At 56.1% G+C, this 26,239-nt stretch carries 21 protein-coding genes, 2 tRNA genes and 3 rRNA genes; 17 read left to right on the top strand and 9 right to left on the bottom strand.

What is annotated here, in order from left to right:
• Positions 1–84: 84 nt before the first annotated feature.
• Genes cutA through HB664_RS05185 form a run of 3 tightly spaced genes read left to right on the top strand, consistent with a single transcriptional unit; the run spans position 85 to position 2,700 of the window.
• The gene (gene cutA / locus HB664_RS05195) at positions 85–408 is read left to right on the top strand and encodes a divalent cation tolerance protein CutA (protein WP_014168278.1); all 324 of its coding nucleotides are present in this window, start codon (positions 85–87) and stop codon (positions 406–408) included.
• On the top strand, positions 384–2,075 hold the full coding sequence (locus HB664_RS05190; protein ID WP_219940435.1) for a protein-disulfide reductase DsbD: 1,692 nt from the start codon (positions 384–386) through the stop codon (positions 2,073–2,075). The genes cutA and HB664_RS05190 overlap by 25 nt, the downstream gene beginning before the upstream one ends.
• Before the next feature lie 49 nt (positions 2,076–2,124).
• Complete coding sequence (locus HB664_RS05185) at positions 2,125–2,700, top strand: transcriptional regulator (protein WP_032641387.1); 576 nt, start codon at positions 2,125–2,127, stop codon at positions 2,698–2,700.
• Here the strand turns inward: HB664_RS05185 and HB664_RS05180 are convergent.
• Together HB664_RS05180 and HB664_RS05175 are read right to left on the bottom strand one after the other, a co-directional pair.
• A complete protein-coding gene (locus HB664_RS05180; protein ID WP_219940434.1) occupies positions 2,697–3,287 on the bottom strand; it encodes a LysE family translocator in 591 nt (196 codons plus the stop codon). The two genes, HB664_RS05185 and HB664_RS05180, sit on opposite strands and share 4 nt — an antisense overlap.
• A 36-nt stretch (positions 3,288–3,323) precedes the next feature.
• The gene (locus tag HB664_RS05175) at positions 3,324–4,169 is read right to left on the bottom strand and encodes an AraC family transcriptional regulator (RefSeq protein WP_047059443.1); all 846 of its coding nucleotides are present in this window, start codon (positions 4,167–4,169) and stop codon (positions 3,324–3,326) included.
• 169 nt (positions 4,170–4,338) lie between these two features.
• Between HB664_RS05175 and HB664_RS05170 the strand changes: the two genes are divergently transcribed.
• Positions 4,339–4,414: transfer RNA gene (locus tag HB664_RS05170), tRNA-Phe, on the top strand.
• 214 nt (positions 4,415–4,628) lie between these two features.
• Here the strand turns inward: HB664_RS05170 and rrf are convergent.
• The 4 genes from rrf to HB664_RS05150 all read right to left on the bottom strand — a co-directional run bounded on the left by rrf (position 4,629) and on the right by HB664_RS05150 (position 9,596).
• Positions 4,629–4,744, bottom strand: a 5S ribosomal RNA gene (rrf, locus tag HB664_RS05165).
• Positions 4,745–4,813: 69 nt separating this feature from the next.
• Positions 4,814–7,714 (bottom strand): 23S ribosomal RNA (locus HB664_RS05160).
• A gap of 182 nt (positions 7,715–7,896) precedes the next feature.
• A tRNA-Glu gene (locus HB664_RS05155) sits at positions 7,897–7,972 on the bottom strand.
• Positions 7,973–8,057: 85 nt separating this feature from the next.
• Positions 8,058–9,596: ribosomal RNA gene (locus HB664_RS05150) — 16S ribosomal RNA — on the bottom strand.
• Together the 16S, 23S and 5S rRNA genes with 1 tRNA gene alongside form the textbook arrangement of a ribosomal RNA operon.
• A 495-nt stretch (positions 9,597–10,091) precedes the next feature.
• Here HB664_RS05150 and HB664_RS05145 point away from each other — a divergent pair.
• Positions 10,092–11,045 carry a nickel/cobalt transporter gene (locus tag HB664_RS05145; RefSeq protein WP_219940433.1) on the top strand — a complete coding sequence of 318 codons (954 nt, stop codon included), beginning with the start codon at positions 10,092–10,094 and terminating at the stop codon, positions 11,043–11,045.
• Between the two features lie 33 nt (positions 11,046–11,078).
• Here HB664_RS05145 and proP read toward each other — a convergent pair whose 3' ends face one another.
• Complete coding sequence (proP, locus tag HB664_RS05140; protein WP_029740241.1) at positions 11,079–12,581, bottom strand: glycine betaine/L-proline transporter ProP; 1,503 nt, start codon at positions 12,579–12,581, stop codon at positions 11,079–11,081.
• Positions 12,582–13,229: 648 nt separating this feature from the next.
• Here proP and kdgT point away from each other — a divergent pair.
• Entirely contained in the window at positions 13,230–14,222 is a 993-nt protein-coding gene (gene kdgT, locus HB664_RS05135; RefSeq protein ID WP_048979052.1) for a 2-keto-3-deoxygluconate transporter, read from the top strand.
• A 44-nt stretch (positions 14,223–14,266) separates the two neighbouring features.
• Here kdgT and HB664_RS05130 read toward each other — a convergent pair whose 3' ends face one another.
• Together HB664_RS05130 and crfC are read right to left on the bottom strand one after the other, a co-directional pair.
• Positions 14,267–15,142 carry a diguanylate cyclase regulator RdcB family protein gene (locus HB664_RS05130; RefSeq protein WP_069303543.1) on the bottom strand — a complete coding sequence of 292 codons (876 nt, stop codon included), beginning with the start codon at positions 15,140–15,142 and terminating at the stop codon, positions 14,267–14,269.
• Entirely contained in the window at positions 15,139–17,484 is a 2,346-nt protein-coding gene (crfC, locus tag HB664_RS05125; RefSeq protein ID WP_219940432.1) for a clamp-binding protein CrfC, read from the bottom strand. Before crfC ends, HB664_RS05130 begins: the two co-directional genes overlap by 4 nt.
• Before the next feature lie 595 nt (positions 17,485–18,079).
• Between crfC and HB664_RS05120 the strand changes: the two genes are divergently transcribed.
• From HB664_RS05120 to phnK, 11 genes are all read left to right on the top strand, one after another.
• Positions 18,080–18,415, top strand: a complete 336-nt coding sequence (locus tag HB664_RS05120; RefSeq protein ID WP_023310096.1) for a zinc ribbon domain-containing protein YjdM — start codon at positions 18,080–18,082, stop codon at positions 18,413–18,415.
• 80 nt (positions 18,416–18,495) lie between these two features.
• Positions 18,496–18,933, top strand: a complete 438-nt coding sequence (yjdN, locus tag HB664_RS05115) for a VOC family metalloprotein YjdN (RefSeq protein ID WP_033144440.1) — start codon at positions 18,496–18,498, stop codon at positions 18,931–18,933.
• A gap of 136 nt (positions 18,934–19,069) precedes the next feature.
• Positions 19,070–19,858 carry a phosphonate ABC transporter ATP-binding protein gene (phnC, locus tag HB664_RS05110; RefSeq protein ID WP_033144439.1) on the top strand — a complete coding sequence of 263 codons (789 nt, stop codon included), beginning with the start codon at positions 19,070–19,072 and terminating at the stop codon, positions 19,856–19,858.
• Between the two features lie 24 nt (positions 19,859–19,882).
• The gene (phnD, locus tag HB664_RS05105; RefSeq protein ID WP_219940431.1) at positions 19,883–20,899 is read left to right on the top strand and encodes a phosphonate ABC transporter substrate-binding protein; all 1,017 of its coding nucleotides are present in this window, start codon (positions 19,883–19,885) and stop codon (positions 20,897–20,899) included.
• 117 nt (positions 20,900–21,016) lie between these two features.
• Positions 21,017–21,796, top strand: coding sequence for a phosphonate ABC transporter, permease protein PhnE (gene phnE / locus HB664_RS05100; RefSeq protein WP_023334213.1), 780 nt, complete (start codon positions 21,017–21,019; stop codon positions 21,794–21,796).
• A 20-nt stretch (positions 21,797–21,816) separates the two neighbouring features.
• Positions 21,817–22,542, top strand: coding sequence for a phosphonate metabolism transcriptional regulator PhnF (phnF, locus tag HB664_RS05095; protein ID WP_196355187.1), 726 nt, complete (start codon positions 21,817–21,819; stop codon positions 22,540–22,542).
• Positions 22,543–22,995 (top strand): phosphonate C-P lyase system protein PhnG, encoded by a 453-nt coding sequence (phnG, locus tag HB664_RS05090; protein WP_219940430.1) that lies wholly within the window; start codon positions 22,543–22,545, stop codon positions 22,993–22,995.
• Positions 22,992–23,576 (top strand): phosphonate C-P lyase system protein PhnH, encoded by a 585-nt coding sequence (gene phnH / locus HB664_RS05085; protein ID WP_032662532.1) that lies wholly within the window; start codon positions 22,992–22,994, stop codon positions 23,574–23,576. Before phnG ends, phnH begins: the two co-directional genes overlap by 4 nt.
• Positions 23,576–24,640 carry a carbon-phosphorus lyase complex subunit PhnI gene (locus HB664_RS05080; RefSeq protein WP_219940429.1) on the top strand — a complete coding sequence of 355 codons (1,065 nt, stop codon included), beginning with the start codon at positions 23,576–23,578 and terminating at the stop codon, positions 24,638–24,640. The genes phnH and HB664_RS05080 overlap by 1 nt, the downstream gene beginning before the upstream one ends.
• Positions 24,633–25,478: an alpha-D-ribose 1-methylphosphonate 5-phosphate C-P-lyase PhnJ gene (gene phnJ, locus HB664_RS05075; RefSeq protein WP_033144435.1), complete on the top strand. Its 846-nt coding sequence runs from the start codon at positions 24,633–24,635 to the stop codon at positions 25,476–25,478. Before HB664_RS05080 ends, phnJ begins: the two co-directional genes overlap by 8 nt.
• Positions 25,475–26,230 carry a phosphonate C-P lyase system protein PhnK gene (phnK, locus tag HB664_RS05070; protein ID WP_219940428.1) on the top strand — a complete coding sequence of 252 codons (756 nt, stop codon included), beginning with the start codon at positions 25,475–25,477 and terminating at the stop codon, positions 26,228–26,230. The genes phnJ and phnK overlap by 4 nt, the downstream gene beginning before the upstream one ends.
• Positions 26,231–26,239 lie beyond the last annotated feature (9 nt).

The raw sequence follows: 26,239 nt of genomic DNA, 5'->3' as shown, positions 1-26,239 counted from the left end.
TCGGGCCGCACTGCGGCCCGTTTCATTAATGACCAACCGCCTTGCGTGATATAGTGAAGCCTTTCGTGATGAGGAGGTCGACTTGTGAACACGCCTGATGCTGTTGTCGTACTGTGTACCGCCCCTGATGAAGCCTCTGCCCAGGATCTCGCCGCCAAAGTGCTGGCCGAAAAACTGGCTGCCTGCGTGACGCTCCTCCCCGGTGCCACCTCCCTTTATTACTGGGAAGGCAAGCTGGAGCAAGAGTACGAAGTCCAGATGTTGCTCAAAACCAATCTGGCGAATCAGCAGGCTCTCCTGGACTGCCTCAAATCTCATCATCCTTACCAAACCCCGGAGCTGCTGGTGCTGCCAGTGGTCCACGGCGATAACGACTATCTCTCATGGCTCAACGCTTCCTTACGCTGATCCTGCTGCTGTGCAGCACGTCAGCTTTTGCCGGGTTGTTTGACGCGCCCGGCCGTTCGAACTTTATTCCTGCCGACCAGGCGTTTGGTTTCGATTTTCAGCAGAACCAGCACGATCTGACGCTCACCTGGCAGGTGAAAGAGGGCTATTACCTCTATCGCAAGCAGGTGAGCATTACCCCTGCCCAGGCAAACGTGGGCGCATTACAATTGCCCGCTGGCGAGTGGCACGAGGACGAGTTCTACGGCAAGAGTGAAATCTACCGCCAGCGCCTGAGCGTGCCCGTTACGGTGAATCAGGCGGATAAAGGCGCGACGCTGACGGTGACCTACCAGGGGTGCGCGGACGCCGGATTCTGCTATCCGCCGGAAACGAAAGTCGTGCCGCTTAGCGAAGTGAAAGCGACTGCTGCTGTAACGCCGGTCCCTGCGGTTGAGAAAACCAACGACCGCGCTGACCTTCCGTTCTCAGCGCTGTGGGCGTTACTGATTGGTATCGGCATTGCCTTTACGCCGTGCGTGTTGCCGATGTATCCGCTCATCTCTGGCATCGTGCTGGGCGGCAAACAGCGTCTTTCTACTGCCCGCGCCCTGCTGCTGGCTTTTATATACGTGCAAGGAATGGCGCTAACCTACACAGCCCTTGGCCTTGTGGTTGCCGCTGCCGGGTTACAGTTCCAGGCGGCACTCCAGCACCCTTATGTTCTCATTGGCCTGTCAGCGATGTTTATCCTGTTGGCGCTGTCAATGTTTGGCCTGTTCACGCTACAGCTGCCCTCTTCGCTGCAAACGCGCTTAACGCTGATGAGCAACCGTCAGCAGGGCGGCTCCGCAGGCGGCGTGTTCGCGATGGGTGCCATTGCCGGGCTGATTTGCTCTCCCTGCACTACAGCACCGCTGAGCGCTATCCTGCTGTACATCGCCCAGAGCGGTAACATGTGGCTCGGAGGGGGTACGCTGTACCTCTACGCGCTCGGCATGGGCCTGCCGCTGATTCTGGTCACGGTTTTCGGCAATCGACTTCTGCCGAAGAGCGGCCCGTGGATGGAGACGGTGAAAACCGCATTTGGTTTTGTCATCCTCGCGCTGCCGGTGTTCCTTCTTGAGCGTATCATCGGCGACGCCTGGGGTCTGCGCCTGTGGGCGATACTCGGCGTAGCATTCTTTGCCTGGGCGTTTATCGTCAGCCTGGGGGCGAAGAAGCCATGGATGCGCCTGGTGCAAATCCTGCTGCTGGCTGCCGCGCTGGTGAGCGTACGCCCTCTCCAGGACTGGGCGTTCGGCACACCGGTGAGTCAGACCCAGGCGCATCTGAACTTTACCCAGATAAAAAACGTGGATGAACTTAACAGCGCACTGGCAGAGGCGAAAGACAAACCGGTGATGCTCGATCTCTATGCCGACTGGTGTGTCGCCTGCAAAGAGTTTGAAAAATATACTTTTAGCGATCCACAGGTGCAAAACGCCCTGAAAGAGACCGTTTTGCTCCAGGCTAACGTGACCGCCAATAATGCGCAGGATAAGGCTCTGCTGAAGCAGCTTAACGTACTCGGGCTGCCAACCATTCTGTTCTTCAATCAACAGGGCCAGGAGCAGCCTGAGCAGCGTGTAACCGGGTTTATGGATGCAGCGGCATTTAGCGCGCATTTGCGCAATCGCCATCCGTAAACAACACTTTAAGCGGGACAAACCGTTGGGAATAGCGGAGGAGATAACCGTGCAACGTGAAGACGTACTGGGACAAGCCCTGCAACTACTTGAGATTCAAGGGATCGCCAGCACCACGCTTGAGATGGTAGCCGACCGTATCGATTATCCCCTGGATGAACTTAAGCGCTTCTGGCCGGATAAAGAGGCGCTACTCTATGATGCCCTGCGCTATCTCAGCCAGCAGGTTGATGTCTGGCGCAGACAACTGATGCTGAATGAAGAACTGACCGCGGAGCAAAAGCTGCTGGCGCGCTATACTGCCCTGACGGAATGCGTCAGCAACAACCGCTACCCGGGTTGTCTGTTCATCGCCGCCTGCACTTATTTTCCTGACCCTGGCCATCCTATTCACCAGTTGGCGGATCAGCAAAAACGGGCGGCGCATGACTTTACCCACGAACTGCTGACCACGCTGGAAGTCGATGACCCTGCGATGGTGGCTAAACAGATGGAGCTGGTGCTGGAAGGTTGCCTCAGCCGCATGCTGGTGAACCGTAGCCAGGCCGATGTGGATACGGCACACCGCCTGGCGGAAGATATTCTACGCTTTGCCCAATGCAGAATGGGTGGAGCACTGACCTAAGCCAGCATGCCCGCCCAGGCGGAGACGAGCAGACACAGCGCCATCAGGCGCTGAAACCGCACCATCGCCACGGTGGTGCGAAAAATTCGGTTCACCGCTTTACCCAACCACGCCCAGCACATCAAACAGGCTATCGAGATCAGCAGAAACCATAGCGCCATTAGCGCAATATCCCGCAATGCATGGTCGCCAGCTGGGGCAAACAGGCTGACGACTGCCAGCGCCATCATCCAGGTTTTGGGGTTCACAACCTGCAGCAGCGCCGCCGCCCGAGCGGTGAATCGAATACGGTTCTCAGCGGAGAGACGGGCAGCCGGGGCGCGAAACAGCTGCCAGCTCAACCAGCTTAGCCACAGCACGCCTGTCCAGCTCATTATCTGACGTATCAGAGGATACTGACGCAGCACTTCCCCCGCGCCCGCGCCTGATACCAGCACAATCGCACTGGCCGCGATACATCCGCCCAGAATAGCAGGTACGGTATTTTTTACGCCAAAGTGCTGGCTGTTCGTCAGCACGAGAATATTGGTCGGCCCCGGCGTAATGGAGGCGACAAATGCGAACAACAGAAAGGGTATCAAACTCACAGGTGGCTCCTTTTTATTAGAGCCATGAATGTGCCGTTATTTTTTGGAAACGTCTGGAAGGTTTGTGCACAACCGTCGGTAGTGTGCAGGAGAGATACGGTAAGCACGCTGAAACCAACGTCCCAGATGGCTTTGATCGGCAAAACCCACTGTGGCAGCCACATCAACGGGCTGGTCCCCACGCGCCAGCAGCTGTCGGGCCTTTGCCAGACGAAGCTGAATAAGCCATGCGTGTGGCGCCAGGTTGAACTCGCGCTTAAAACAGCGCGTCAGGGTAAAGCGATCCGTGCCCGTCTCGCGCGCAAGGTCTGACAGCCCTACGTTCTCGCCGATATGAGCAAACAGATAGTCGCGCGCACGGTGCGCCACGGCAGCGCTTTGTAACTGCGACGGCAGTTTTTTACGCCAGTGGCAATGGGCGGTGATCCGGGAGAGCAGATTATCCATAGTGCTCTGCTGAACGATTTTCATCTCGTCATTATGCAGGGTGGAGAATGTCTCACCGATAGCGCGCACCAGCTGCGGCTCCCGCGTTAGCGTTCGGGCAAAGTGGAGTGAATAACTCCCGGGAGTAGATTCGTAAAGCCCTTGTAGCGCACGGGTAAGCCAGCGCTCATCCAGATAGAAGGTCAAATAGGTAAAGCCGCCCTCTACAGGCGCATCACCGTCGTGGATCTCGCCAGGTTCGAGGAGAAATGCGTCGCCCGGCTGGCTACGATGACGCTCACGGCGGCAGTGAAACTGCTGCGTGCCGGAGAGGGTTATCCCTACCAGATAGCTATCGTGCCAGTGCGGATCAAAGGCATGCCCTTCGAAATGCGCTTTAATCGTCTCAATACCCGTATCTGCATGCTGACGCAGTTCAAGCCAGTCATTCGCCATACTGTCCTCCTCTTGCTATCAGCATTGCCGTATTACGCTGGTTGTGTCTGGAAGATTTGTGCATTTTCACGGCGAAAGCGGACAGATTGCCGCAAACTTAAGCAGTTGAACAGCTTTTCCCGAAATAATGTTGACGATCGAGCGTGATTGCGGTTTAATGCGCTCCGTTGCCCGGATAGCTCAGTCGGTAGAGCAGGGGATTGAAAATCCCCGTGTCCTTGGTTCGATTCCGAGTCCGGGCACCACTATTTAAAGAACCCAGCCTATGGCTGGGTTTTTGCTTTTCTGCGTTTATACATCCCTTCTTTGTATTCTTATTTCTCTTTGCCGTGGGATCGTGCGGTCTGCGTTGCCGGATGGCGGCTTTGCCTTATCCGGCCTACTAAACGCCATCGGGCTTTTCTGCGCGCACAAAGCAAAAAACCCCGCACCTTTCGGTACGGGGTTCTTATAATTGATGCCTGGCAGTTCCCTACTCTCACATGGGGAGACCCCACACTACCATCGGCGCTACGGCGTTTCACTTCTGAGTTCGGCATGGGGTCAGGTGGGACCACCGCGCTAAAGCCGCCAGGCAAATTCTGTTAATCTGTATCAGGCTGAAAATCGTGTCTCTCTCTTCGCCGAAACAGCTTCGGCGTTGTAAGGTTAAGCCTCACGGTTCATTAGTATCGGTTAGCTCAACGCATCGCTGCGCTTACACACCCGACCTATCAACGTCGTAGTCTTCAACGTTCCTTCAGGACCCTTAAAGGGTCAGGGAGAACTCATCTCGGGGCAAGTTTCGTGCTTAGATGCTTTCAGCACTTATCTTTTCCGCATTTAGCTACCGGGCAGTGCCATTGGCATGACAACCCGAACACCAGTGATGCGTCCACTCCGGTCCTCTCGTACTAGGAGCAGCCCCCCTCAATTCTCCAGCGCCCACGGCAGATAGGGACCGAACTGTCTCACGACGTTCTAAACCCAGCTCGCGTACCACTTTAAATGGCGAACAGCCATACCCTTGGGACCTACTTCAGCCCCAGGATGTGATGAGCCGACATCGAGGTGCCAAACACCGCCGTCGATATGAACTCTTGGGCGGTATCAGCCTGTTATCCCCGGAGTACCTTTTATCCGTTGAGCGATGGCCCTTCCATTCAGAACCACCGGATCACTATGACCTGCTTTCGCACCTGCTCGAGCCGTCACTCTCGCAGTCAAGCTAGCTTATGCCATTGCACTAACCTCCTGATGTCCGACCAGGATTAGCTAACCTTCGTGCTCCTCCGTTACTCTTTGGGAGGAGACCGCCCCAGTCAAACTACCCACCAGACACTGTCCGCAACCCGGATTACGGGTCTACGTTAGAACACCAGCCATTAAAGGGTGGTATTTCAAGGTTGGCTCCACGCAGACTGGCGTCCACGCTTCAAAGCCTCCCACCTATCCTACACATCAAGGACCAGTGTTCAGTGTCAAGCTATAGTAAAGGTTCACGGGGTCTTTCCGTCTTGCCGCGGGTACACTGCATCTTCACAGCGAGTTCAATTTCACTGAGTCTCGGGTGGAGACAGCCTGGCCATCATTACGCCATTCGTGCAGGTCGGAACTTACCCGACAAGGAATTTCGCTACCTTAGGACCGTTATAGTTACGGCCGCCGTTTACCGGGGCTTCGATCAAGAGCTTCGCGTTGCCGCTAACCCCATCAATTAACCTTCCGGCACCGGGCAGGCGTCACACCGTATACGTCCACTTTCGTGTTTGCACAGTGCTGTGTTTTTAATAAACAGTTGCAGCCAGCTGGTATCTTCGACTGATTTCAGCTCCACCCGCAGGGGCTTCACCTACATATCAGCGTGCCTTCTCCCGAAGTTACGGCACCATTTTGCCTAGTTCCTTCACCCGAGTTCTCTCAAGCGCCTTGGTATTCTCTACCTGACCACCTGTGTCGGTTTGGGGTACGATTTGATGTTACCTGATGCTTAGAGGCTTTTCCTGGAAGCAGGGCATTTGTTACTTCAGCACCGTAGTGCCTCGTCATCACACCTCAGCGTTAAAAGGTACCGGATTTACCTGGAACCTCCGCCTACATGCTTAAACCGGGACAACCGTCGCCCGGCTAACATAGCCTTCTCCGTCCCCCTTCGCAGTAACACCAAGTACAGGAATATTAACCTGTTTCCCATCGACTACGCCTTTCGGCCTCGCCTTAGGGGTCGACTCACCCTGCCCCGATTAACGTTGGACAGGAACCCTTGGTCTTCCGGCGAGCGGGCTTTTCACCCGCTTTATCGTTACTTATGTCAGCATTCGCACTTCTGATACCTCCAGCACCCCTCACAGGACACCTTCAACGGCTTACAGAACGCTCCCCTACCCAACAACGCCTAAGCGTCGCTGCCGCAGCTTCGGTGCATGGTTTAGCCCCGTTACATCTTCCGCGCAGGCCGACTCGACCAGTGAGCTATTACGCTTTCTTTAAATGATGGCTGCTTCTAAGCCAACATCCTGGCTGTCTGTGCCTTCCCACATCGTTTCCCACTTAACCATGACTTTGGGACCTTAGCTGGCGGTCTGGGTTGTTTCCCTCTTCACGACGGACGTTAGCACCCGCCGTGTGTCTCCCGTGATAACATTCTTCGGTATTCGTAGTTTGCATCGGGTTGGTAAGCCGGGATGGCCCCCTAGCCGAAACAGTGCTCTACCCCGAAGATGAGTTCACGAGGCGCTACCTAAATAGCTTTCGGGGAGAACCAGCTATCTCCCGGTTTGATTGGCCTTTCACCCCCAGCCACAAGTCATCCGCTAATTTTTCAACATTAGTCGGTTCGGTCCTCCAGTTAGTGTTACCCAACCTTCAACCTGCCCATGGCTAGATCACCGGGTTTCGGGTCTATACCCTGCAACTTAACGCCCAGTTAAGACTCGGTTTCCCTTCGGCTCCCCTATACGGTTAACCTTGCTACAGAATATAAGTCGCTGACCCATTATACAAAAGGTACGCAGTCACACCACGAAGGTGCTCCCACTGCTTGTACGTACACGGTTTCAGGTTCTTTTTCACTCCCCTCGCCGGGGTTCTTTTCGCCTTTCCCTCACGGTACTGGTTCACTATCGGTCAGTCAGGAGTATTTAGCCTTGGAGGATGGTCCCCCATATTCAGACAGGATACCACGTGTCCCGCCCTACTCTTCGAGTTCACAACCTGTGTGCTTTCGTGTACGGGGCTGTCACCCTGTATCGCCGGACTTTCCAGACCGTTCCACTAACACACAAGCTGATTCAGACTCTGGGCTGCTCCCCGTTCGCTCGCCGCTACTGGGGAATCTCGGTTGATTTCTTTTCCTCGGGGTACTTAGATGTTTCAGTTCCCCCGGTTCGCCTCGTTAACCTATGTATTCAGTTAACGATAGTGCAACGAATTGCACTGGGTTTCCCCATTCGGACATCGCCGGGTCAAAGGTTCATATCACCTCGCCGGCGCTTTTCGCAGATTAGCACGTCCTTCATCGCCTCTGACTGCCAGGGCATCCACCGTGTACGCTTAGTCGCTTAACCTCACAACCCGAAGATGTTTCACTTCTGATTGCGAAAATTTGAGAGACTCGAACACACATAACATGTGTGTCGTTTCAATTTTCAGCTTGATCCAGATTTTTAAAGAGCAAATATCTCAAACGTCACCCGAAGATGAGTTTTGAGATATGACGGCAGGTGACTTTCACTCACGAACCAGCAAGTGGCGTCCCCTAGGGGATTCGAACCCCTGTTACCGCCGTGAAAGGGCGGTGTCCTGGGCCTCTAGACGAAGGGGACGTGTAAGTCTCAATCGCAAGACGCCTTGCTATTTACTTTTCATCAGACAATCTGTGTGAGCACTACAAAGGCAGGTTCTTTAAGGTAAGGAGGTGATCCAACCGCAGGTTCCCCTACGATTACCTTGTTACGACTTCACCCCAGTCATGAATCACAAAGTGGTAAGCGCCCTCCCGAAGGTTAAGCTACCTACTTCTTTTGCAACCCACTCCCATGGTGTGACGGGCGGTGTGTACAAGGCCCGGGAACGTATTCACCGTAGCATTCTGATCTACGATTACTAGCGATTCCGACTTCATGGAGTCGAGTTGCAGACTCCAATCCGGACTACGACGCACTTTATGAGGTCCGCTTGCTCTCGCGAGGTCGCTTCTCTTTGTATGCGCCATTGTAGCACGTGTGTAGCCCTACTCGTAAGGGCCATGATGACTTGACGTCATCCCCACCTTCCTCCAGTTTATCACTGGCAGTCTCCTTTGAGTTCCCGGCCTAACCGCTGGCAACAAAGGATAAGGGTTGCGCTCGTTGCGGGACTTAACCCAACATTTCACAACACGAGCTGACGACAGCCATGCAGCACCTGTCTCAGAGTTCCCGAAGGCACCAAAGCATCTCTGCTAAGTTCTCTGGATGTCAAGAGTAGGTAAGGTTCTTCGCGTTGCATCGAATTAAACCACATGCTCCACCGCTTGTGCGGGCCCCCGTCAATTCATTTGAGTTTTAACCTTGCGGCCGTACTCCCCAGGCGGTCGACTTAACGCGTTAGCTCCGGAAGCCACTCCTCAAGGGAACAACCTCCAAGTCGACATCGTTTACGGCGTGGACTACCAGGGTATCTAATCCTGTTTGCTCCCCACGCTTTCGCACCTGAGCGTCAGTCTTTGTCCAGGGGGCCGCCTTCGCCACCGGTATTCCTCCAGATCTCTACGCATTTCACCGCTACACCTGGAATTCTACCCCCTCTACAAGACTCTAGCCTGCCAGTTTCGAATGCAGTTCCCAGGTTGAGCCCGGGGATTTCACATCCGACTTGACAGACCGCCTGCGTGCGCTTTACGCCCAGTAATTCCGATTAACGCTTGCACCCTCCGTATTACCGCGGCTGCTGGCACGGAGTTAGCCGGTGCTTCTTCTGCGGGTAACGTCAATTGCTGTGGTTATTAACCACAACACCTTCCTCCCCGCTGAAAGTACTTTACAACCCGAAGGCCTTCTTCATACACGCGGCATGGCTGCATCAGGCTTGCGCCCATTGTGCAATATTCCCCACTGCTGCCTCCCGTAGGAGTCTGGACCGTGTCTCAGTTCCAGTGTGGCTGGTCATCCTCTCAGACCAGCTAGGGATCGTCGCCTAGGTGAGCCGTTACCCCACCTACTAGCTAATCCCATCTGGGCACATCTGATGGCAAGAGGCCCTAAGGTCCCCCTCTTTGGTCTTGCGACGTTATGCGGTATTAGCTACCGTTTCCAGTAGTTATCCCCCTCCATCAGGCAGTTTCCCAGACATTACTCACCCGTCCGCCGCTCGTCACCCGAGAGCAAGCTCTCTGTGCTACCGCTCGACTTGCATGTGTTAGGCCTGCCGCCAGCGTTCAATCTGAGCCATGATCAAACTCTTCAATTTAAGTTTGATGCTCGTGAATTAAACTTCGTAATGAATTACGTATGTTCACTCAGAGACTTGGTATTCATTTTTCGTCTTGCGACGTTAAGAATCCATGTCACTTTGAGTGCCCACACAGATTGTCTGATAAATTGTTAAAGAGCAGTGCAACGCGGCTTTCGCTCACCGTTGCGAGGTGGCGTATATTACGCTTTCCTCTTTCAGAGTCAACCCGTTATTTCAGAATTTTTCTCTTCAACCGAACCGCTTGTTGTGTGAAGTGATTCACATCCGCCGTGTCGATGGAGGCGCATTATAGGGAGTTCTCAGCAGGCCGCAACAGCTAAATGACAGAAAAATGACTGACTGCTGCATTCCACAGCAAAACCCCGCCTTATACCCTTTTATGCACAAAGTTATCCACAATCATGAGCGGTTCGCGATGCGATCCTACGAATTGAGCGGGAAGATCAACTATACTAGCGGCAAATAATCTCCCCTGTGCAGGCCCCCCTCATGACCACACAACGCCTCGCCCGCGACTGGCGTCTCCCTACCGCAGGTTTGATGCTGCTGGCAATCCTCTTTGCGGGTTTTACCCTGCATGCGCACTGGAACGCTTTTATCCAGTGGTGTCTCGCCACGCAAATTACGCTGCACCGCTATCTGGTGATGTATCTGCTGCAGCTTAATAACCACCAGTACAGCGGCGGATTATGGCTGTTAACGGGGGCTTTCCTTTATGGTGTCCTTCACGCCATCGGACCCGGACACGGAAAGTTCATCGTGACGACCTATCTGACCACCAATAAGGAAAGCGAACTGGCAGCCCGGTTTGTCCCCTTCCTGGGTAGCCTGATGCAGGGCGTCAGCGCCATTCTGTTTGTCTTTATTCTGGCGGTGGGGTTTAACCTCGCCTCAGGGGATATCAGCGCCAGCCGCTGGTACGTGGAGAAGATAAGCGCAGTGCTTATTGGCGCATTCGGTGCTTTTGTCATTTACCAGGCGCTGAAGAGCCTGCGCCCGCGCAGGATGACTATCTCCGCCATCAAGCCGCTTCATCAGCATGATGAACACTGTGGCTGCGGCCACCACGGCGTGGGGGTAAACCTGACACAAGGCGACTGGAAAACGCGCCTGGGCGTCATTCTGGCGATTGGCGCACGCCCGTGCAGCGGGGCGATCATGATTCTGATGTTTTCGAACGCGCTGGGCATTGTCACCTGGGGAGTGGCTGCGGTCATGACCATGTCTTTGGGCACCGCACTTTCTATTGTGGGGCTTTCCCTGGCTGTACGTTACGCCCGCGAGCGCACGGTGACCTGGTTCGGAGAAAGCGCCTCATTAAGATGGCTGGTACCGGCAGTCAAAATAGCCGGAGGGATAGTCCTGATCCTGTTCGCGACGGTGCTGTTCCTGACGGTGATCCCCGTCAGCGCCAATGGCGACTACATCGCTGCCGGATGTTAATAAAAGAAAACCCGCCGTTGGCGGGTTTCTTTATTACTCGTTGATGCGTGGATGCTGGTCCACCAGTCGGGAGCGTTTTTTCTGCAGCTCTTCAATCTCTGCGTCAATATCCTCAATCTTCTGCTCTACGTTATCGTAGTGCTCGCGCAGGATCTCTTTCGCTTCCTGGATGTCAGACGCCGCAGGCGTTGCGCCTTTCAGAGGGCGATTCGCCGTCTCCTTCATGGTAAGACCTGTAATCAAACCAATCACCGCAATCACCATCAGGTAATAAGCCGGCATCATCAGGTTCTGCGTGCTCTCGACCAGCGAGGCGGCAAGCGTCGGGGTCAGACCGGCAATCAGCACCGAGATGTTAAAGGCCGCGGCCAGCGCGCTGTAGCGAATATGCGTCGGGAACATCGCGGGCAACGTGGAGGCCATCACCCCGATAAAGCAGTTAAGGATCACCGCCAGCATCAGCAGACCGGCAAAAATCAGCCCCAGCACATCACTGTTAATCAGAATGAATGCCGGAATTGCCAGAGCAAACAGCGCAACGCTTCCCAGGATAATGAACGGTCGACGACCAAAACGGTCACTCAACAGGCCCATAATCGGCTGGACAAACAGCATACCCACCATGATGGCGATAATAATCAGCACACCGTGATCTTCCGAGTAGTGCAGGTTATGCGACAGATAGCTCGGCATGTAGGTCAACAGCATGTAGTAGGTCACGTTGGTCGAAATCACCAGACCAATACAGGTCAGCAGGCTGCGCCAGTGCTTAGTGGCAATCTCTTTGAACGACACCTTCGGACCATCCTGCAGCCCTTCGCGGTCACCCTGTTCCAGTTTTTCGACGTGCTGCTGGAAAGCAGGCGTCTCTTCCAGCGCATGACGCAGGTAAAGACCAATAATCCCCAGCGGCAATGCCAGGAAGAACGGGATACGCCAGCCCCAGTCGAGGAAGTTATCTTCACCCACCACGGTTGAAATCAGCACGACTACGCCCGCGCCCATGACAAACCCGGCAATCGAGCCGAAGTCCAGCCAGCTCCCCATAAATCCGCGCTTACGGTCCGGGGAATACTCGGCAACGAAGATCGAGGCACCGGTATATTCACCGCCTACGGAGAAGCCCTGCGCCATCTTACATATCAGCAGGAGAATGGGTGCCCAAATGCCGATGGTGGCGTAAGACGGTATAAGGCCGATACAGAATGTACTGATCGACATAATGACGATGGTGATGGCCAGGATCTTCTGACGACCATATTTATCGCCGAGCATACCGAAGAACAGACCGCCCAGCGGGCGAATCAGGAAGGGAACGGAGAACGTACCCAGTGCGGCAATCATCTGCAGGCTGGGATCGGCCCCGGGGAAAAACACTTTACCTAACGCATAGGCCACAAAGCCGTAGACACCAAAATCGAACCATTCCATCGCATTACCGAGCGAGGCTGCGGTAATGGCTTTACGCAGCTTTGCGTCATCAATAATGGTGACGTCGCGAAGCGTGATGGGTTTAATCTTTTTCCTTCTTAGCATAGCTATCCTCGTTGACTCGGCCCTGTCTGTTTCACAGTTCAGTTAGCGTTCTGTGAACCATGGGATCCGCTCCATGCGAATCGCCTTATTCAAGCGTAGCAGGTTTACTTACATTGACGTTTTACGTCGATACAACCGAACCTGTTGACGCCTGCCTGGGCAGTTAATGACCTTTTTACCCTACCAGCGTTTATATTTGTGATCAACTTCACACATATTTTCGTGTCTGGTCAACTCAGGCAAATTTTTGTCAAGGAGTGCCAATAAGTACTTCCTTACCCCACCTAAAGAACATCCTCCCGCACGTCATTATTTCTTTCGTAACAGAAAAACAAACCACGTTAATTCACATCAGGTTTACATAAATTTTCATCAGCAGGAACCGGCCTCAAGTTTTACATTGAATATGTGATAAAGATAACTAAAACGGTGTTTTATTTTCATTGAATCAATATTCCAATGATCGCATCATAAATCCGAATTCAGCGTTTTACGTGTTTAAGGAAAAGGTTAATTGAGAGCACGCATTTAATTTTGTTGCAGGGCTTTCGAAAAAACACCACAAGCAATACGAGCAATCAATTGAATTTATTGACTAATTTTTAACACCCATCCCCCGTACTGCGGGATCCGATGTGAGGTTTGTCTATGAAGATTAAAGCCACGATAGAACGTATACCCGGCGGCATGATGCTGGTTCCGCTGGTACTGGGCGCGATCCTGAATACCCTTGCTCCCAATACCGGAGCTTATTTTGGCGGTTTCACAAAAGGCATGATAACAGGCACGGTTCCCATTCTTGCCGTCTGGTTTTTTTGTATCGGCGCATCCATTAATTTACGGGCAACGGGGACAGTATTACGGAAATCCGGCACGCTGGTGATCACCAAAATAGCGGTAGCCTGGGCGGTGGCAATGATATGCGCGATGTTCATTCCGGAGAATGGAATTCAGACCGGGTTCTTTGCGGGTTTATCGGTCCTGGCGATCGTCTCGGCGATGGATATGACCAACGGCGGATTGTACGCCAGCCTGATGAATCAGTACGGGACGAAAGAAGAGTCCGGCGCATTTGTGTTGATGTCTCTGGAGTCCGGCCCATTGATGACGATGCTGATCCTGGGGTCTGCTGGCCTGGCCTCGTTTGAACCGCACCACTTTGTCGGCGCAATCCTGCCCTTCCTGGTCGGTTTCGCCCTTGGCAATCTCGACCGCGATCTGCGTGATTTCTTCAGCAAAGCCACGCCGGTGTTGATCCCGTTCTTCGGTTTCGCACTGGGGAACACCATCAACCTGAAGGTCATTCTCGATACCGGCCTGCTGGGCATTGTGCTGGGTGTCGCCGTGATCGTCATCACCGGTATTCCGCTGATTATTGCCGACCGCATAATCGGAGGAGGAAACGGCACGGCCGGCGTCGCCGCCTCTTCAGCCGCCGGTGCTGCAGTCGCAAACCCGGTGATTATCGCCCAAATTAACCCGGCCTTCGAACCGGTCGCCGCTTCAGCGACGGCGCTGGTTGCCGCGAGCGTGATCGTCACCGCAATTCTGGTCCCCATCATCACGGCGCTGTATGCGAAACGCTACGGGAATATGCAAGAGACCCTGCCTGAACCGAAGCCGATAGAAATGAATCATTAACACACAGCACCGTTCCCTCTCCCAATGGGGAGAGGGGGAGAGATTTAGCCAAAAATCTCTTCCACCATCCCGTCCACCAGCCGTTTTGCCGAACAGAGCCTCGGCATGCCCAGAGCGACGGTCTGCCAGTTTTGCGTCACTGACCAGCTCACCGGATGTTGATCCGCCTGACACCAGTCCCCCAGCCACCCCAGCATGTCTTTATGATCGATTAACCCCGGAGAGGCTGGCGTTGTCAGCCACTGGTGATAGAAATGGCGGGTCGTGGGTGACGCATTGATGCCCTGTGCCAGATAGTTAGACGCCATGCTGCGCAGGTTATCCTTAAGCATTGCCGCCACATCTTCATTCGCGAGGCGGCATGCGTCACCAAATGCCCCCCAGCGCAGCTCTTCCAGGACGATAAAACAGCGCCCGGCCAGCGACCAGCCATCATAATGCCCGGCCCGCCAGCGGGTAAAAATCTGCTCGCTATGCTCACCCGCCTGCACCGTCAGCCCGCGCTGGGTTAGCGCCTTCTCTTTATAGGCGGCGCGTTGGGTAAAATGAGAAGCGAGTTCAGCGTACTGCTGCATCAGACCGGGGGACTGCTGGGCGCGCGGGTGCGTCTGCTGGCGCAAAGCAATCAGTTTCTCTGCCATCAGCGTCAGCGCGAGATGACCCGGGTCAAGCATGCCGGCCAGTTTTTCCGCCAGCCCCAGGCGCAGCGCCGCATTTTCATTAAGCATACCCGCCATCGCCCAGGGGCGCAGCCGGGTATGCGTCATGATTTCCTGAGTCAAACGCTCACGAAACTGAAGCTGTTGTGGTCCCAGGTGAGGATGACGCGCCGCGTCCACTCCCTGAACCAGATCGACCATAAATTTTGGATTAATACACTCCAGCGTTCGCCCGGGGCCGTCCAGTAGTGGTGTTGTCATGGTTGCTCTGCCGCGAATAGAGTTTGAATATCATCGCGTAACAGTCGGGTATCTTCCTGTATCCACGCCGCAGTCGTAATACTTTGCTTCAACAGCTGGCAGAGCGCTCGGGTTGAATGCTCATTCTGTTGACGCACTGCGAGGCTATCACGCAAGCTTTCCTGTAACCCGGTCAGGCACAGCGAGAATTCTGCAAAGAACGTCGCCATTCCTGCCGTAACAGAGACATCGACCTGCGCGGACAAAGCTTTACGTATTTGTTCACAAAACAGCTCAATATGTTGCTTAAATTTGTCATGTAGCTGCGCAATATCGATAACATAGCGCGTGCGCGTTTCCACATATTCATCCCAGCCCCAGCCCGGATTATTGAGCCAGCGAGAGACCGTTTCTCGCATGCTGCTCCCGCCTGATGACGGGCCTGCCTGGCTGTCATCCTGCGCTATCGCATCGTTAAACAGCGCCCGCGTATTGAAGTTGAGCTGGTGAGCCTGAAACGCCGGGAAACTGATTCGCGCCCGAAAACCCGCATGGCTCAGATGCTCTTTAATACGCGTTTCGATGGGGCGCATGGCTTCGTTCAGGGAACGCGCCAGCGTAGATTCAAGCTGGTCGAAGCGTAACGCCAGCTCCCGGCAGATTTTCGTCTGTGCATCCAGCATCACCAATTCGCAGGAGGAGCGGATTTTACTCAGCGCGATCTGCGCCTGCCCTTCATCGTCCAGAACCAGCTGCTTCAGCTCGTCACCGTGAGGGTTCTGCCGATCGATGCCTGCCAAATCAAGAATATGCTGAGCGCTGAACACCTCGCCAATCGCCTGGTTAAGCGCGGTTTTTTGGGCGCCCATAAAGTCCGCGGTAGCGTTCAGCGCCTCCTCAACTTCATGTTTCACCTCATCGCTCACCACGCTCTGGCGCGTCTGGAGAAGCGCCATGTCCTCTTCCAGACGTGCGATATTCAGTTCCAGCGCCTCAAAGGCAACCGTCAGCCCCTGATAGCGGAAGTCGAGGTACTCCCGGGCATTTTGTGCGTAGTTGAGCAGCTTATGCGAGGCCGAACGCAGCGCGTAAAGCGAGGCATTGGCATAGGCGGCGTAAATCAGTTTGCGTATCGGTTGTTCGAAAAGCGAATCTTCCCAGAGCAAATCGGCAGCATGACGAATATGGTCTATATCGTCCAGGTCCGCCGTACGCCAGCGTCGCCCAAGCGCCGCTTCGGCAAAGTCCTGCACCCAGGGTTGCTCCTGATGATCCGGCAGTTGTCCGTGGGTACTCATCTCGTAGCGAGCGCGGTTCGCCAGATAGGCCCACATGGACGAAACGGGGTAGATCTGGCCAGGCGAAATATTGCCTTTCATTAAGGTGCCGGAGATCATCGCCCGGATCTGCTCTTCATCGTCGCTATTGCGATCTTTCTGATCGAATTTATTGACCAGCGCATACAGCGGCACGGATTTTCCCGCCGCGGAAATAGCCTGGCGGACTTCTTCATCAGAGATGGATTTAAGCTGGGTATAATCCATCACGGCCAGCACCGCCGACGCGGGGGACAACTGCTCGCTGAGCATTTTTTGCAGGTGCGGCTGTCCGGCCTCATTCGGTCCGGGCGTATCGAGCAGCGTCAGCTGTCCGAGGTGAGCATCAAGACCCGCAAGATGCACGAACTCCACTTCAATCACCGGAATATGTTCGATAGCCGCATACTCAGAGAACGGAAACTCCACCCCTAACGCCTGGGAAAGCCTCACCAGATCGTTGAGGCTTTTCAGACAATGAAATATCGGCTGCGCGCCCAGGTGATGCTTCTCAAAAGCCTCTCCTTTTTCAATGCGCTCCAGCAGCGTATTCATGTCTTTATCAATTTCCAGATGCTGGGCCAGCTTTCCGCGATCGTAATCGCATAGCTTTTTCTGAAGCAGTTGAATCAATTCATCAATGGGCGAGGCATGTGAGAAATGCAGCACCGGCTCCTTCTGACCCGGCGTGTGGCGAATCAGAGTAGGAAGCGCCGTCATCGGACGATTGCGGTTCGGCAACACTTCGGTCCCCACAATCGCATTAATGGTGGTCGATTTCCCCGCTTTCATAGTGCCAACAATAGCCAGGACCATTTCCAGCCGGGTTATTTTTCGTAATTCATTATTCAGCATCGCCTGCTGCGCTTCGACACCGCGCGCGCTAAAATGTAAAGGTAAAACGTTGTTCTTTTCACCCGTAATAGCAGCCGCGGTGCTCTCCAGCATCGCAGTCGGCATTGATTTCAACGTATCAAGGTTTTGCCGGGCGAGCTGTAGCAAACGCTCAGCTTCCTGGCTTAATTCAAAAATGGTCTGTGTGTGCATGATAAAAGCCTTTCCTTAACGCAAATTTATTACTTTTATTAAGCCACTGGTATTAATTATGTTGTTCAGGCTTATATGATCACGTGTGGAAAACATGTCCGCCGAAATATAACTGATTGATGATAATCAGAAATAATTCGCTATCCTTGCATGGCGTGTATAGCTCCCCTCCTGGCCTGACGGCCAAAGGAAAAAAGCGTAGCCCAATTTTAAGAAACTTCAGGATATATCATCATTATTTACCCACCTAAAAAGAGAGGTAATACGCCCCTGCCAAAAGATATGGATGGCAGCGAAGTCAGGAGATAAATAACAATGTGTCGCTTCACCTTATCCGAAATGAAGGAGCGTAGCAATTTGCTGCAATAAAATATTCGATATATTTAGCGTCATATCTTCCCAACGTGTTAATGAGGTAAGCATCGCTTAACTGACTGACAGGAAGTGTCACTCCCGATACGCTTTTTGCATTTTTTTAATTCACAATGTCACCGACAAACGTGTGGATTTGCGCTATACTTGCCGCCTTTTTCGGCACGCTGCCGTCATTTAGCTGGCACTTTCCAGCGCGTTTACACTTTTTGAGGATACCGATATGTCACTCCCACATTGCCCAAAATGCAATTCTGAATACACCTATGAAGATAATGGCATGTTCATCTGCCCGGAATGCGCTCACGAATGGAATGATGCCGAACCATCACACGATGCTGATGCACTTGTCGTAAAAGATGCGAACGGCAATTTGCTGGCGGACGGCGACAGCGTAACCGTGATTAAAGATCTGAAAGTGAAAGGCAGTTCTTCCATGCTGAAGATCGGCACCAAAGTGAAGAATATCCGTCTGGTTGAAGGCGATCATAATATCGACTGCAAAATTGACGGCTTCGGTCCGATGAAGCTGAAATCAGAGTTCGTGAAAAAGAACTGATTTACCCGCCCGGTGGCGCTTCGCTTACCGGGTTTTCGGGAACTACACTTAACGGGCTTTTCTTACGTGAGGTAAAGATTATGCCGTTAAGTCCCTACATCTCTTTTGCCGGCAACTGTGCAGAAGCCACTTCTTTCTACCAGCAAGCCGTCGGCGCAGAGCTTCTCTATAAAATCACCTTCGGCGAAATGCCAAAAAGCGATAACAGCGAAGAAGGCTGTCCGTCCGGTATGCAATTTCCGGATTCGGCTATCGCTCACTCCAACGTCCGCATTGCGGGCAGCGATATCATGATGAGCGACGGGATGCCGCCGGGAAGCAACGCGCAGTACGCGGGCTTCACGCTGGTTCTCGACACCCAGGACGTTAATGAAGGCAAACGCTGGTTCGACAACCTCGCCGCGGGCGGGAATATCGACATGGCCTGGCAGGAAACCTTCTGGGCACACGGTTTCGGTAAAGTCACCGATAAATACGGCGTGCCGTGGATGATTAACGTCGTTAAGCAGCAGCACTAATTTTCGGGCGGTGGGCGCTCTGCCTCCGCCTGTCATCAAACTCCGCTCAACTCTTCAAACTCCCGCAACCCAGACTTAACCCAAATGTCACATTGATGCGCCAGCATGAGGCCACATTTATCGTGAGGCCCAGCACATGCAAACCGTCATCCGCGTCGAGAAACTGAGCAAGACCTTCCATCACAATAAGGCTCTGCATGCCGTTGATCTGACCGTCCAGCAGGGCGAAATGGTGGCGCTGCTGGGGCCATCCGGTTCCGGTAAATCCACCCTTCTGCGTCATTTAAGCGGTCTTATCACCTGCGATAAAACGCCGGAAAGCCACGTCGAGCTGCTGGGCAATACCGTGCAGCGCGCGGGGCGTCTCGCCAGTGATATCCGCAAGAGCCGCGCCCAGACGGGCTACATCTTCCAGCAGTTCAACCTGGTGAACCGCCTGACGGTGCTTGAGAACGTGCTGATTGGCGCGCTCGGCAGCACCCCGTTCTGGCGCACCTGTCTGCGCTGGTTCTCCCCTTCGCAGAAGCAGGAAGCCTTGCAGGCTCTGACCCGCGTCGGCATGGCGCATTTTGCCCACCAGCGCGTCTCCACCCTGTCCGGTGGGCAACAGCAGCGCGTGGCGATTGCGCGCGCGCTGATGCAGAAAGCGCAAATCATTCTTGCAGACGAACCCATTGCCTCGCTGGACCCGGAGTCCGCCCGCATCGTGATGGAAACCCTGCGCGACATTAACCAGAACGACGGCATCACCGTAGTGGTCACGCTGCATCAGGTGGATTACGCCCTTCGCTACTGCGAACGCATTGTCGCCCTGCGTCAGGGACATGTGTTCTTTGATGGCGCGAGCCATCAGTTTGATAACGAACGTTTTGACCATCTCTACCGCAGCATTAACCGCGTCGAAGAGAACGCGCAGGCTGCTTAATTAAACCCGATCCGAGGAAAGTACATGAGCTACAAAGCCGTTGCCGCGCTGGCCTTTACCAGCATGTTCAGCCTCAGCACCCTGTTAAGCCCGGCGTATGCACAAGAGCAGGAAAAAGCGCTGAACTTCGGCATTATTTCGACGGAATCACAGCAGAATCTGAAGCCTCAGTGGGAACCGTTCCTGAAAGATATGGAAACTAAGCTGGGGATCAAAGTGAACGCCTTCTTCGCCCCGGACTACGCGGGCATCATCCAGGGGATGCGCTTTAATAAGGTGGACATCGCCTGGTACGGCAACCTCTCCGCCATGGAAGCGGTGGACCGCGCGAACGGCCAGGTCTTTGCCCAGACCGTCGCGGCAGATGGCTCCCCGGGCTACTGGAGCGTGCTGATCGTCAACAAAGACAGCCCGATCAACAACCTCAACGACATGCTCGCCAAACGCAAAGAGCTGACCTTCGGCAACGGCGACCCGAACTCGACCTCCGGCTACCTTGTCCCTGGCTACTACGTCTTCGCCAAAAACAACGCCTCCGCCAGCGACTTCAAACGCACGGTGAACGCCAGCCACGAAACCAACGCCCTGGCCGTGGCCAACAAGCAGGTGGACGTTGCCACCAACAACACCGAGAACCTCGACAAGCTGAAAACTTCCGCGCCGGACAAGCTGAAAGAGATCAAGGTTATCTGGAAATCGCCGCTGATCCCGGGCGACCCGATCGTCTGGCGTAAAAATCTCTCCGAGAGCACCAAGGACAAGGTGTACGACTTCTTTATGACCTATGGCAAAACGCCGGAAGAGGAAGCGGTCCTGGCGCGTCTGGGCTGGGCACCGTTCCGCCCGTCAAGCGACCTGCAGCTGGTCCCGATTCGCCAGCTGGCGCTTTTTAAAGAGATGCAGGGCGTGAAGGACAACAAAGGGCTGAAGGACGAGGAGAAGACCAGCAAAGTGGCCGCAATTGAGGCGCAGCTGGAAGACCTCGACCGCCTGACCGCCGCGCTCGGTGCGATGACGAGCGTGAATAAAGCGGTGCAGTAGTGCCTTTCTCCCTCTCCCCGTGGGAGAGGGCCGGGGTGAGGGCATCAGCGCGCACATTTCCCCCTCACCCTAACCCTCTCCCTCAAGGGAGAGGGGACTAAACCCAAAGGAGCCAACATGCAAACCATCACCCTCCCGCCGCCGAAGCGCAGCTGGTTCTCGCTCATAAGCTGGGCCATCCTGCTGGCGGTGCTGGTTATCTCCTGGAAGGGCGCGGAAATGGATCCGCTGCTGCTCTTCAAAGACGCGGGCAACATGGCGACCTTCGCCGCCGACTTCTTCCCGCCGGACTTCAGCCAGTGGCAGGATTACCTCAGCGAAATGGCGGTCACCCTGCAAATCGCCGTCTGGGGCACCGCCCTTGCCGTCGTTCTCTCCATTCCGTTTGGCCTGATGAGTGCCGAAAACATCGTGCCGTGGTGGGTATACCAGCCGATGCGTCGCCTGATGGACGCCTGTCGCGCCATCAATGAAATGGTCTTTGCGATGCTGTTCGTGGTCGCCGTTGGCCTGGGTCCGTTCGCCGGCGTGATGGCGCTGTTCATCCACACCACCGGCGTGCTCTCCAAGCTGCTCTCCGAAGCGGTCGAAGCCATCGAGCCCGGCCCGGTGGAAGGCATCCGCGCAACGGGCGCCAACAAAATCGAAGAGATCCTGTACGGCGTCCTGCCGCAGGTTATGCCGCTCCTGATCTCCTACTCCCTGTACCGCTTTGAGTCCAACGTCCGCTCCGCGACGGTGGTCGGCATGGTGGGCGCAGGCGGGATTGGCGTCACCCTGTGGGAAGCGATTCGCGGTTTCCAGTTCCAGCAAACCTGCGCCCTGATGGTGCTCATCATCGTCACCGTCAGCCTGCTGGATTTCCTCTCTCAACGTTTGCGTAAGCACTTCATCTGAGAAGCGAGGCTTTGTTTTCTATGCACTTATCCAGACATCCGACCAGTTATCCAACCCGCTGGCAAGAGATTGCGGCAAAGCTCGAAGTGGAGCTGCGCACGCACTACCGCTGCGGGGACTACCTGCCCGCCGAGCAGCAGCTTGCCGACCGCTATGAAGTGAACCGCCACACCCTGCGTCGCGCCATTGACCAGCTGGTCGAGCGCGGCTGGGTCCAGCGCCGTCAGGGCGTGGGCGTGCTGGTGCTGATGCGCCCGTTCGACTACCCGCTAAACGCCCAGGCGCGCTTTAGCCAGAACCTGCTGGATCAGGGCAGCCACCCGACCAGCGAAAAGCTGCTCTCGGTAGTGCGTCCGGCCTCCAGCCACGTGGCGGACGCGCTGGGCATTCAGGAGGGTGACGACGTCATTCACCTGCGCACCCTGCGTCGCGTTAACGGCGTGGCGGTATGCCAGATAGACCACTACTTTGCGGACCTCGCCCTCTGGCCCGTGCTCCAGCATTTCTCCAGCGGCTCGCTGCATGATTTTCTTCAGGATGCGACAGGCATAGCGCTCAAGCGCACCCAGACGCGCATCAGCGCCCGTCGCGCGCAGGCGAAAGAGAGCAAGGTGCTCGAAATTCCCAATATGGCCCCGCTGCTCTGCGTGCGCACCCTCAACCACCGTGACGGCGAGATCAACGCGACGGAATACTCCGTCAGCCTGACCCGCGCCGACATGATCGAATTTACCATGGAGCACTGAATGCACTTCGATACCGCCACCCGACAGCGCTGGATGCACGTGCTGGCCCACAGCCAGCCTGCTGCGCTGGCTGCCCGCATGAACGCGCTCAGCCTGACGCCAGACTACGACACCCTTCGCGCCCCGGAGATCGGCCTCGTTCAGATCCAGGCGCGCATGGGCGGCACCGGCGAGCGCTTTTTCGCCGGAGACGCCACCCTCACCCGCGCCGCGATCCGCCTGAACAGCGGCACGCTGGGCTACAGCTACGTGCTGGGGCGCGACAAAGCGCACGCCGAGCGCTGCGCGGTGATCGACGCGCTTTTACAGGAACAACCCTATTTCCAGACGTTAATGGAAACCCTTATTGCCCCGCTGGAAGCCGACCGCGCCGCGCGCATTGCCGCACGTCAGGCCGAAGTGAATACCAGCCGGGTCGACTTCTTTACGCTCGTTCGCGGAGACAACGCATGACGCTTCAACCTGCTTTTACCCTGGCCGTCCAGGATGCCCAACACAGTTTTCGTCGCCTGCTGAAGGCGATGAGCGAGCCGGGCGTGATCGTCTCGCTGCACCAGCTCTCCCAGGGCTGGCTGCCGCTGAACCTGGCGACCACCAGCGTGCTGCTGACGCTTGCCGACAACGACACCCCGGTGTGGCTTTCGGGCGCGCTGTCGAACGATATCGCCAGCCAGAACCTGCGTTTTCACACCAGCGCTCCGCTGGTCGATCAGCCCCAGCAGGCGGTTTTTGCCGTGGCTGACGAGCAAATCAGCCATGAGCAATTGAACGCCCTGAGCGAAGGCAGCGCCGTCGCCCCGGAGACCAGCGCCACGCTGATCCTGCAGGTCTCCAGCCTGAGCGGCGGCCGCATGCTGCGCCTCACGGGGGCAGGCATCGCCGACGAGCGCATGGTCGCGCCGCAGCTGCCGGAGTGCATCATTCACGAGCTGACCGAGCGCCCGCACCCGTTCCCGCTGGGCATTGACCTGATCCTGACCTGCGGCGAGCGCCTGCTGGCAATCCCGCGGACCACCCACGTGGAGGTGTGCTGATGTACGTTGCCGTCAAAGGGGGTGAGAAGGCCATCGCCGCCGCCCATGCGCTACAGGCGCACAGACGACGGGGCGATGAACGGCTTCCCGAGCTGAGCGTCGCCCAGATTGAGCAGCAGCTAAACCTCGCCGTCGACCGCGTGATGACCGAGGGCGGCATCGCCGACCGCGAGCTGGCGGCGCTGGCCCTGAAGCAGGCCAGCGGCGACAACGTAGAAGCCATCTTCCTGCTGCGCGCCTACCGCACCACGCTCGCGAAACTGGCAGTCAGCGAGCCGGTGAATACGGCGGAGATGCGCCTGGAACGCCGCATTTCTGCCGTTTATAAAGACGTTCCCGGCGGCCAGCTGCTTGGCCCCACCTACGACTACACCCACCGCCTGCTGGATTTCACCCTGCTGGCGAACGGCGAAGCGCCGCAGCTCAGCACCTCCGACGCCGGACAGGAACCGTCTCCGCACGTCTTCAGCCTGCTGGCAAAACAGGGTCTGGCGAAGACGGAAGAAGATTCAGGCGCGCAGCCGGATGACATCACCCGCACGCCGCCGGTTTACCCGTGCTCGCGCTCGTCCCGCCTGCAGCAGCTGATGCGCGGCGACGAAGGCTATCTGCTGGCGCTGGCCTACTCCACCCAGCGCGGCTACGGGCGCAACCACCCGTTTGCGGCCGAAATTCGCAGCGGCTACATTGACGTTGAAATCGCGCCGGAAGAGCTGGGTTTTGCGGTGAACGTCGGCGAACTGCTGATGACCGAGTGTGAAATGGTCAACGGTTTCGTCGCCCCGGAAGACGAAGACCCGCACTTTACCCGCGGCTACGGGCTGGTATTCGGCATGGGCGAGCGCAAGGCCATGGCCATGGCGCTGGTCGACCGCGCACTCCAGGCACCGGACTACGGCGAGCACGTTGCAGGCCCGGCGCAGGACGAAGAGTTTGTGCTGGCCCACGCGGATAACGTTGAGGCCGCTGGCTTCGTCTCGCACCTCAAGCTGCCGCACTACGTCGATTTCCAGGCCGAACTGGAACTGCTGAAACGCCTGCAACGGGAGCGCAAAAATGGCTAACTTAAGCGGCTACAACTTTGCCTATCTGGATGAGCAAACCAAACGCATGATCCGCCGCGCCATCCTCAAAGCGGTGGCCATACCGGGCTATCAGGTGCCGTTCGGCGGCCGCGAAATGCCGATGCCCTACGGCTGGGGCACGGGCGGTATACAGATCACCGCCAGCGTGATCGGCGAGGCGGACGTGCTGAAGGTCATCGACCAGGGCGCCGACGACACCACCAACGCCGTGTCGATCCGCAGCTTCTTCCAGCGCGTAACCGGCGTCAATACCACCGAAAAAACCGAAGACGCAACGCTGATCCAGACCCGTCACCGCATCCCGGAAACCCCGCTCACTGAAGATCAGATTTTGATTTTCCAGGTGCCGATCCCGGAGCCGCTGCGTTTTATCGAGCCGCGCGAAACGGAAACCCGCACCATGCACGCGCTGGAAGAGTACGGCGTCATGCAGGTGAAGCTGTATGAGGATATCGCCCGCTTCGGCCATATCGCCACCACCTACGCCTATCCGGTGAAGGTGAACGGGCGCTACGTGATGGACCCGTCGCCAATCCCAAAATTCGATAACCCGAAGATGGACATGATGCCCGCCCTGCAGCTGTTCGGCGCCGGGCGCGAGAAACGCATCTACGCCGTCCCGCCCTACACGCGTGTCGAAAGCCTGGATTTCGACGATCACCCGTTTACGGTGCAGGAGTGGGACGAGCCGTGCGCCATCTGCGGATCCAAACACAGCTATCTGGACGAAGTGGTGCTGGACGATACGGGCAAACGGATGTTTGTCTGCTCCGACACCGATTACTGCCGCCAACAGAGCGAGGCGAATAGCCAATGAAACCGCTGCTTTCGGTTAATAACCTGACTCACCTGTATGCGCCGGGCAAAGGCTTTAGCGACGTGTCGTTCGAGCTGTGGCCGGGCGAAGTGCTGGGGATCGTCGGCGAGTCCGGCTCCGGCAAAACTACCCTGCTGAAGTCCATCTCCGCGCGCCTGACGCCGCAGAACGGCGACATTTTGTATGAGGGCGCCTCGCTGTACGGCATGAGCGAGGCCGGGCGCCGCCGCCTGCTGCGCACCGAGTGGGGCGTGGTGCATCAGCACCCGATGGACGGCCTGCGCCGTCAGGTCTCTGCCGGGGGCAACATCGGCGAACGCCTGATGGCTACCGGCGCGCGCCACTACGGCAACATCCGCGCCACGGCGCAGCACTGGCTGATCGATGTGGAAATCCCCGCCTCGCGCATCGACGACCTGCCGACGACCTTCTCTGGCGGAATGCAGCAGCGCCTGCAGATTGCCCGCAACCTGGTCACCCACCCGAAGCTGGTGTTTATGGATGAACCCACCGGCGGGCTGGACGTCTCCGTGCAGGCGCGCCTGCTCGACCTGCTGCGCGGTCTGGTGGTGGAGCTGAACCTCGCGGTGGTGATTGTCACCCACGATCTGGGCGTTGCGCGCCTGCTTGCGGACCGTCTGCTGGTGATGAAGCAGGGCCAGGTGGTGGAAAGTGGGTTAACCGACCGGGTGCTCGACGATCCACACCATCCGTACACCCAGCTGCTGGTGTCGTCCGTATTGCAGAATTAAGAGGCCAAC

Source organism: Enterobacter sp. DNB-S2 (assembly GCF_019443845.1).
GTDB classification, from domain to species: domain Bacteria; phylum Pseudomonadota; class Gammaproteobacteria; order Enterobacterales; family Enterobacteriaceae; genus Enterobacter; species Enterobacter asburiae_B.
This window is presented reverse-complemented; position numbering and strand designations above follow the sequence as displayed.